At 72.8% G+C, this 8,062-nt stretch carries 10 protein-coding genes; 2 read left to right on the top strand and 8 right to left on the bottom strand.

The features are described from left to right. The 4 genes from Q0112_RS01625 to Q0112_RS01610 all read right to left on the bottom strand — a co-directional run. A partial coding sequence (locus tag Q0112_RS01625) for an efflux RND transporter permease subunit (protein WP_297970528.1) occupies window positions 1-1,249 on the bottom strand: 1,249 nt, incomplete at its 3' end. Beyond that, entirely contained in the window at window positions 1,246-2,181 is a 936-nt protein-coding gene (locus tag Q0112_RS01620) for an efflux RND transporter periplasmic adaptor subunit (protein WP_297970530.1), read from the bottom strand. The genes Q0112_RS01625 and Q0112_RS01620, both read right to left, overlap by 4 nt. A 41-nt stretch (window positions 2,182-2,222) precedes the next feature. After that, the gene (locus Q0112_RS01615; protein WP_297970526.1) at window positions 2,223-2,423 is read right to left on the bottom strand and encodes a DUF2892 domain-containing protein; all 201 of its coding nucleotides are present in this window, start codon (window positions 2,421-2,423) and stop codon (window positions 2,223-2,225) included. A 91-nt stretch (window positions 2,424-2,514) separates the two neighbouring features. Further along, a complete protein-coding gene (locus tag Q0112_RS01610; protein ID WP_297970524.1) occupies window positions 2,515-2,826 on the bottom strand; it encodes a helix-turn-helix transcriptional regulator in 312 nt (103 codons plus the stop codon). A 75-nt stretch (window positions 2,827-2,901) separates the two neighbouring features. Between Q0112_RS01610 and Q0112_RS01605 the strand changes: the two genes are divergently transcribed. Beyond that, entirely contained in the window at window positions 2,902-4,191 is a 1,290-nt protein-coding gene (locus tag Q0112_RS01605) for an FAD/NAD(P)-binding oxidoreductase (RefSeq protein ID WP_297970522.1), read from the top strand. A 10-nt stretch (window positions 4,192-4,201) separates the two neighbouring features. Beyond that, window positions 4,202-4,570 (top strand): DUF5368 family protein, encoded by a 369-nt coding sequence (locus Q0112_RS01600; protein WP_297970520.1) that lies wholly within the window; start codon window positions 4,202-4,204, stop codon window positions 4,568-4,570. A 47-nt stretch (window positions 4,571-4,617) separates the two neighbouring features. Here the strand turns inward: Q0112_RS01600 and glp are convergent, their stop codons facing one another. The 4 genes from glp to narI form a co-directional block, all read right to left on the bottom strand. Then, window positions 4,618-5,892, bottom strand: a complete 1,275-nt coding sequence (glp, locus tag Q0112_RS01595; protein ID WP_297970519.1) for a gephyrin-like molybdotransferase Glp — start codon at window positions 5,890-5,892, stop codon at window positions 4,618-4,620. Window position 5,893: 1 nt separating this feature from the next. Beyond that, the gene (locus Q0112_RS01590) at window positions 5,894-6,505 is read right to left on the bottom strand and encodes a carbonic anhydrase (protein WP_297970518.1); all 612 of its coding nucleotides are present in this window, start codon (window positions 6,503-6,505) and stop codon (window positions 5,894-5,896) included. Window positions 6,506-6,510: 5 nt separating this feature from the next. Next, a complete protein-coding gene (locus Q0112_RS01585; RefSeq protein ID WP_297970516.1) occupies window positions 6,511-7,308 on the bottom strand; it encodes a peptidylprolyl isomerase in 798 nt (265 codons plus the stop codon). A gap of 4 nt (window positions 7,309-7,312) precedes the next feature. Next, window positions 7,313-8,062 (bottom strand): respiratory nitrate reductase subunit gamma (narI, locus tag Q0112_RS01580; protein ID WP_297970514.1); only part of this gene is annotated, 750 nt, incomplete at its 5' end.

Here is an 8,062-nt window from a genome sequence, read left to right as displayed (position 1 = left end):
TCGAGAAGATCAGCGCGAAGAGCGAGACGCGGTTGAGGGTATAGCCCATCAGCCAGGCGGCGAAGAGGGTGAGCAGGATGGTGACCGGGATGACGACTGCGACCACCGCCGCCTCGCGCCAGCCGATGGCGAGCCAGATGAGGGCGATGATCGAGAGGGTGGCGAGGGCGAGGTGGAAGAGGAGCTCGTTCGCCTTCTCGCTGGCGGTCTCGCCGTAGTCGCGGGTGATCTCGACGGTGATGTCGGCGGGGATCAGCGAGCCCTGCAGCGCCTCGACCCGGTGCAGGATGCTCTCGGCGACGGTGACGGCGTTGGCGCCGGCGCGCTTGGCGACGGCGAGGGTCACCGCGGGGACGCGCCGGGTGCCGTCCGCGTCGCGGGTGACGGTGGCGACGAGCGCCTCGGTGCCGTCGGTGGCGAAGGCGATGTCGGCGACGTCGCGCACGTAGACCGGGCGGCCGTCGCGGGTGGTGACGAGCAGGTTGCCGATCTCGGCCGGCGCCTGCAGCGTCTCGCCGGCGACGAGCACGATCTGCTCGCCGCCATCGCGGACGCGGCCCGCCGGGAAGGCGCGGTTGGCGCCGCGGACCTTGGCGGCGAGCTGCTGCAGGGTGACGCCGTGGAGCGCGAGCCGGTCGGGGTCGGGGGCGATGCGGATCGTCTCGCCGGTCTCGCCGACCAGGTAGGTGAGGCCGACGTCCTCGATCCTGGCGATCTCGGTGCGGAGCTCGCGGGCGATGCGGGTCAGGTCGTTCGGGGTGATCCGGCCGGCGGCGTCCGGCTTCGGCGTCAGCGTCAGCGCGACGATGGCGACGTCGTCGATGCCGCGCCCGACGATCAGCGGCTCCGGCACGCCGACCGGGATGCGGTCCATGTTGGCGCGCACCTTGTCGTGCACGCGCAGCACCGCCGCGTCAGCCGAGGTGCCGACGACGAAGCGGGCGGTGACCAGCACGGCGTCGTCCATGCTGCGGGAATAGACGTGCTCGACGCCGTCGATGCCCTTGACGATGGTCTCGAGCGGCTCGGTGATCAGCTTCACCGCGTCCGCGGCGCGAAGCCCGTCGGCCTGCACCCGGATGTCGACCATCGGCACCGAGATCTGCGGCTCCTCCTCGCGCGGCAGGCCGGCGAGGGCGATCAGGCCGAAGACGAAGGCCGCGATCAGGAAGAGCGGGGTCAGCGGCGAGGTGATCGAGGCGCGGGTGAGCCGCCCGGCGATGCCGAGGGCGGAGGGGTCGGTCTTCATGGCACGACCACCAGGGCGCCGGGCTCGAGGCCGGTGAGGATCTCGACGCGGTCGCCGTCGTCCCGGGCGACGCGCTCGCCGGTCACCACCGCCCGCTCGCGCTCGGTGCCGTCCTCGAGGACGCGGACGAAGTCGATGCCGGAGCGGGTGACGACGGCGGCGGCGGGCACGAGGAGCGCGCGGCGCTCGCCGACCGGCAGCGACACCAGCACGCGGGCGTCGACGAAGGTGCCGGCGAGGCCCTCGACCTCGACGTCGGCGACGACGCGGCCGTTCTGGATCTGCGGATAGATGCGCGCGAGCCGTCCGGTCGCCGGGACGCCGTCCTCGGTGACGCGGATCTCGGCGCCCTCGACGAGATCGCCGGCGTGGCGCTCGGGGACGGCGAGGCGGAGGAAGAGGCCGCCGCTGCCGATGGTGGCGACGGGCTCGCCCGGCATCACCACCGCCCCGTGCGTGACCGGCACGTCGAGCACGCGCCCGGCGGCGGGCGCGAGCACGGCGCCCTCCTCGCCCTGCAGCACGACGACCGCGCGCTCGGCCTCGGTGGCGGCGATCTGGCCGAGCGTTACCTGCACCTCGGTCTCGAGCTGCTCGAGGCGCTGGGGGGTGGCCACCCCGCGCTCGACCAGCGAGCGCCCGCGGGCGAGCTCGGCCTCGGCCCGGGTGAGCTGGGCACGCAGCGCCGCCAGCTGCGCGTCGAGGGCGCGGACCTGGAAGTCGATCTTGTCGTCGCGCACGGTGGCGATCCGCGCCCCCTCGGCCACCTCGTCGCCCTCGGTGACTAGCAGCTCGACGAGGGTTCCGCCGATCCGCGCCCGCGCCGGCACGACGTCGCGGGCCTCGACGCGGCCGTAGACCGCCTTCCACTCGGGCAGGGTCTCCGGCGCGAGTACCAGGGTATCGGCGGCGGCGGGCGCGGCCGCCAGCAGCGCGGCCGCGAGGAGAAGGGGGCGCACGGCGGATCTCCGGCTCAGAAGGCGCGGCCGGGCTTGATGCCGAGCTTCCGGAAGGCGACCGCCGCCGGGCAGAAGCCGGTGAAGGCCGACTGCAGCAGGTTGGCGCCGACGAAGACGGTGAGCCAGACGAAGAGCGGTGACACCCAGGTCATGAGGGCGACGGACAGAAGCACCATGGCGCCGGCGAAGGCGAGGACGGAACGGTCGAGGGTCATCGGAGGCTCTCCTTGGGTTGATCAATATATGCGTATATACGAAATATAGAATATAAGCGCAAGGGGGAGCCCCGTACCGCCGGCGGGCGGCTCAGCCGAGGCGGGGGACGCAGAGGGTCTTGTAGAGCGCCACGATCACCTGGCGCGCCGGCTCGCTCTCGATGCGGTACCAGATGGTCTGCCCGTCGCGGCGCCCGGCGATGATGCGGTCGCGGCGCAGCACGGCGAGGTGCTGGGAGACGGTCGAGTCGCGGATGCCGAGGAACTCGGCGAGCTGGCCGACCGAGCGTTCGCCGTCGATGAGCTGGCAGAGAATCAGCAGGCGGTGCCTGTTCGACAGCGCCTTGAGCAGCTCGCTGGCCTGATCGGCCGCATCCTGCATGACGTCAAGTTCAAGCTTCATACTTGCGTATATACGAGAAATAATATACATTGTCAACAGGGGTGTCTCGCCGTTGCGGCGAGAAGGGGGGTTACGATGCTCGACAGACGAACGTTCCTGATCGCGGGGGCCGCCGCGGGGCTGGTGGCGCCGGGCGCGGCGCGAGCCCAGACGTCCCCGGCGCCCGCGCGCATTGCCATCGCGGGCGCCGGCGCCGCCGGGCTCTCGCTCGCCTCGCGGCTGCGCGGGCGGATGCCGAACGCGAAGATCACCGTCATCGACGCAAAGGAGGAGCACTATTTCCAGCCGGGCTTCACGCTGGTGGGCGCCGGGCTCTGGGAACCGCGCGACGTCGTCTTCCCCAACGCCGATTTCATCCCCCGCGGGGTGGAATGGGTCCGCGAGGCGGTGGCCGAGTTCGACCCGGAGGGAAACGCCCTCGTCACCACCGGCGGGCGCCGCGTCGCCTATGACTTCCTGTTCGTCGCCACCGGGCTGAAGCTCGACTATGCGGCGATCGAGGGGATGGATCCCGCGCGCATTGGCCAGGACGGCATCGCCAGCATCTATGCCGGTCCCGAGGCGGCCGCCGCCTCCTATCGGGCGATCGAAGACTTCATCCGCACCGGGGGCGTCGGACTGTTCGGCCGTCCCCCGACTGAGATGAAATGCGCCGGGGCGCCGCTCAAGATCACCTTCATCACCGAGGATCTGGCGCGCCGGCAGGGGCGGCGCGAGGCGGTCGAGCTGATCTACAACGCCCACAGCGACGTGGTCTTCACGGTGCCGCCGGTGAACGCCAAGGTGCACGAGCTCTTCGCAGCGCGCGGCATCGCCGTGAACCAGGGGCATGTCCTCACTGCGATCGACGCGGCCGCACGGCGCGCGACCTATCGGATGGCCGGGGGCGAGGTGACGCTCGACTACGAGTTCATCCATGTCGTGCCGCCGATGCGGGCGCCGGACGCTGTGCGGGCCAGTCCCTTGCCCTGGCAGGAGGGGGCGCTGGCCGCCGACGGCTGGGTCGAGGCCGACAGGGCGACGCTGCGGCATCCGCGCTACGCCAACGTCTTCGCGGTCGGGGACGTCGCGGGGGTGCCGCGGGGGAAGACGGCGGCGAGCGTCAAGTGGCAGGTCCCGGTGGTGGTCGAGAACCTCGTTGCCGAGGCCGCGGGGCGGGCGCCGACGGCGGCGTTCAACGGGTATACCTCCTGTCCGATGGTCACGGCCTTCGGCAAGGCGATGCTGATCGAGTTCGACTACGAGGGCACCCTCACGCCGTCCTTCCCCTTCATCGCGCCGCTGGAGGAGCTCTGGATCTCCTGGCTGATCGAGGAGAAGGGGCTGAAGGGCGCGTACCGGGCCATGCTGCGCGGCCTGGCATAGGGAGGATGACATGAGCGATCTCAATCCATTGGTGCTTGCCGCCATCCTGCGGGAGAGCCTCGGCGGGTGGTTCTGGCCGCTGGTGGTCGCGGGCCTGCTGCTGCTCGCGCTCGTCGTTCGGGGCGGCGCGAAGCTGGCGCGCGCCGGCCGCTCGCCGCTGCGCCCGGTTCTGGCCGGGGTCGTGGCCACGCTGGTCGCGGGCGGCCTCGCGATGCCGCTCGTTCCGCGCTGGACCCTGGCGGAGTTCTCCGCGCTCGGTGGGGCGGTGGACTATGCCGCGGCCTTTCTCCTCGCGCTGGCGCCGGGGGCGGCGGTCGGGGTGGTGGTGTTCTACGTGGCGGCGAGCCGCTGTGCGGCGCGCGGGAGAGTGCTGGCGTGAGGCGTCAAAAAATTTCGGTATTGATCCCTTGACGCGGAAACGAGGGATCAGGGCAGGGGAAGGAATTCGAGCAGATCGCCCTTGCGGACCTCGTCGAGGTCGGCGGGGATGAGGACGAGGCCGTCGGCGTCGGCGAGCTGCTTGACGCGGGCGGAGAAGCTTCCGCCGGCGAAGTCGATAACCTGCGCGCCGAAGGCGTCGTAGCCGATCAGGCGGGCGGGGCGGAACTCGCAGCGGCCGGGGCGGCGGTGCAGGGGGCGCGCGGCCTTGGCCACGATCCGGGCCCGGCGGGAGGGCGACAGGCCGGCCAGGCGCTCGGCGACCCGGCTGCCGATCATGGTCCAGCAGACGAAGGCGGCGACCGGGTTGCCGGGAAGGCCGAGATAGGCCGCACCGTTCAGCGTGCCGAGCGCGAGCGGCTTGCCGGGCTTCATGGCGATGCGCAGCTCGGCGATGCGGCCGCCGGTCTGGCGCGCCACCGCGGGCAGATGGTCCTCGTCGCCGACGGAGACGCCGCCGGTCGAGACCACGAGATCGGCCGTGCGGGAGGCTGCCGCGAGCGTCGCGGCGAGCTCGGCCGGCTGGTCCGGCACGGCGCCGAAATCGACCGCCTCGATCCAGGGCATGGAGAGGGCGGCGAGGAGGCCGAAGCGGTTCGAGTTGTAAATCTGGCCCGGCGCCAGCGGCTGGCCCGGGCGGCGGAGCTCGCTGCCGCTGCAGAGGACGGCGACCCGGACGCGGCGGCGGACGCAGACCTCGGCCGCGCCGGTGGCGGCGATGGCGGCGGCCTCGCGGGGGCCGACGAGGCGGCCCTCTCCGACCATCTCGCCGCCGAGCGCGAGATCCTCGCCGCGGCGGCGGATGTTGAGCCAGGGGTGTGGGCGCTCGCGGAGGAGGATGGCGTCGCCGGAGCGGCGGACGTGCTCCTGCATGACGACGGCGTCGCAGTCGGGCGGGACGGGGGCGCCGGTCAGGATGCGCAGGGCGGCGCCGGGCGAGCGGACCGCGCCGCCGGCGTCGCCGGCGGCGATGCGGCCGGCGACGGGGAGGAGCCAGGGGCCTGCGCCCACCAGCTCGCCGGTCGCCAGGGCGTAGCCGTCCATGGCGGCATTGTCGAACGGCGGCTGCGGCAGCGGCGTCCGCACCGGATGGGCGAGGACGCGGCCGACCGCCTGCTCGAGCCGCAGCCCCTCGAGCTCCGGCACCGGCGCCGCCAGGGCGAGCGCCTGCCGGATCGCCTCGTCGAGCGAGACGAGGCCGGGGCGCGTCTCGGCCGGCAAGTCGCAGCCGCAGAAGCTCGGGTCGAGATGGTCGGTCAGCATGTCAACTCGCAAGCTCCTGGACATCGGCGCCGACGGTGCAGCGCATGTCGCGCAGCCGTCCGTCGGCTATGCCGTAGATGAGGCCGTGCACGGTGACGCGCTGGCCGCGCTCCCAGGCTGCACGAAGGATCGGGGTCTCGGCAATACGCGCCACGCCCTCGGCCACGTTGAGCTCGGCCAGCCGGTTCAGGCGGTCCTTCTCGTCGGCAAGCCGCGCCAGGTCATGGGCGTGCCTGTGGGCGAGGCGGCGGATCGGCTCGATCCAGTGGCCGGCGAGGCCGGTGGTGTGGCCGTCGACGCTGGCGCGCACGCCGCCGCAGCCGTAATGGCCGCAGACGATCACGTGGCGGACCTTCAGCACCTCGACCGCGAACTCCAGGGTGGCGAGCAGGTTCATGTCGCTCGAATGCACCACGTTGGCGACGTTGCGGTGCACGAACACCTCGCCCGGCTGCAGCCCGGCGACGACGTTGGCCGGCACGCGGCTGTCCGAGCAGCCGATCCAGAAGAACTCCGGGTTCTGCAGCGCCGCCAGCCTGGCGAAATAGTCCGGGTCGGCGGCGGCGATCGCCGCCGCCCAGGCGCGGTTGCGGTCGAAGATGTCCTGGAGCATTGCGCTCAGGCCACGCGCGGGAAGTCGATGCCGGTGATCTCCGCCGCGGCGACGAGCTCGGCGACCAGCGCCTTGGCGGCCCGCGCCCAGGCGGCGCGCTCCATCGTCTCGCGCACCCGGGGGCGGGCGAGATCGAACGGCAGCTCCGCACCCTCGGCGCGGTCGTCGAGACGGATGATGTGGAAGCCGTAGCGGGTCTCGACCGGCTCGGGTGTGATGGTGCCGACTGCCATCGTGGCGAGGGCGGTCTCGAACTCGGGCACGGTGTCGCCGGGGGCGAGCTGGCCCAGCCGCCCGCCCGCTTCGCGCGACGGACAGGCGGAATGGGCGCGGGCGAGGTCCTCGAAGGCCTGCGGGCGGGCAGCGAGCCGGGCGAGGATCTCGCGCGCGACGGCGCGGGCATCCGCCCGCTCCGGCGTGCCGGGCGCGGCGGCGAGCAGGATGTGCGAGGCGGCGTAGAGGGGCGGCGAGCGGAAGAGATCGCGGTGCGCCGCATGGAAGGCACGGCACGCCGCCTCGTCGGGGACGCTCGCCTGCACGCGCCGCTCGATCACGGCGCGGACCAGCGCCTCCTCCGTGGCCTCGCGGCGCCCGGGGCCGACGAGGCGCGGCTTGGGCTCGAGCCCGAGCCGGCGCGCCTCCTGCAGCAGCAGCTCGCGCACGGCGAGCGCGCGGGCGGCGGCGCGCCAGGCGAGGCCGGGCTTGCCCGGCGCGGCACGGTGGTTCTGCGCCTCGGCGGCGATCAGGCGGGCGGGGATCTTTTCCCCGTTCACCGTGACCTCGGGCTGGAGCGGCGGCGGCATGGCGTCACTCCCCGGCGGGCCGGGCGACCGCCGCCGACCGGACCGGAGCCGCGGGGCGGGCCGCCGGCCGGCCCTGGGCCGCCGCGCGCGCCGGCACGCGGACGGCGGCCGATGCGCCCGGGATCTCGGAGGGCAGCGGCGCGCGGCGACGCGAGCGGACGATCTGGTAGCCCGGCCGCCACAGGTAGCGGACCGGGACCGACAGCATGTGCACGAGGCGGGTGAAGGGGAACAGCAGGAAGATGGTCAGCCCGAGGAAGATGTGCAGCTTGAAGATCGGGTTGGCCTCGGCGACGTTGAGCCAGGCGTCGGTCCGGAAGGTGAAGATGCCCTGCGACCAAGTCATGAACCTGACCATCTCGCCACCGTCCATGTGCCGGATCGAGACGAGGATGGTTCCGAGGCCGAGCACGAGCTGCGCCATCAGCAGCACGAGGATGCCGGTGTCGGCGAAGCTCGAGGTGGCGCGGATGCGCGGGTCGTAGAGCCGGCGGTGCAGCAGCATGCCACCGCCCACCACCGCCATGATCCCGGCCACGCCGCCGGCGAGGATGGCGAGGCCCTGCTTGAAGCCGTGGCCGATGCCGAGGGTGTCGAAGACGGCAATCGGGGTCAGGAGGCCGACGAGGTGGCCGAAGAAGATGACGAGGACGCCGACGTGGAAGAGTACCGAGCCCCAGATCAGCTGCTTGCGGCGCAGGAGCTGGCTCGAGCTCGACTTCCAGGTGAAGGGGTCGCGCTCGTAGCGGGCGAT

The organism is uncultured Amaricoccus sp., from assembly GCF_937858865.1.
Taxonomy (GTDB): Bacteria; Pseudomonadota; Alphaproteobacteria; order Rhodobacterales; family Rhodobacteraceae; genus Amaricoccus.
This window is presented reverse-complemented; position numbering and strand designations above follow the sequence as displayed.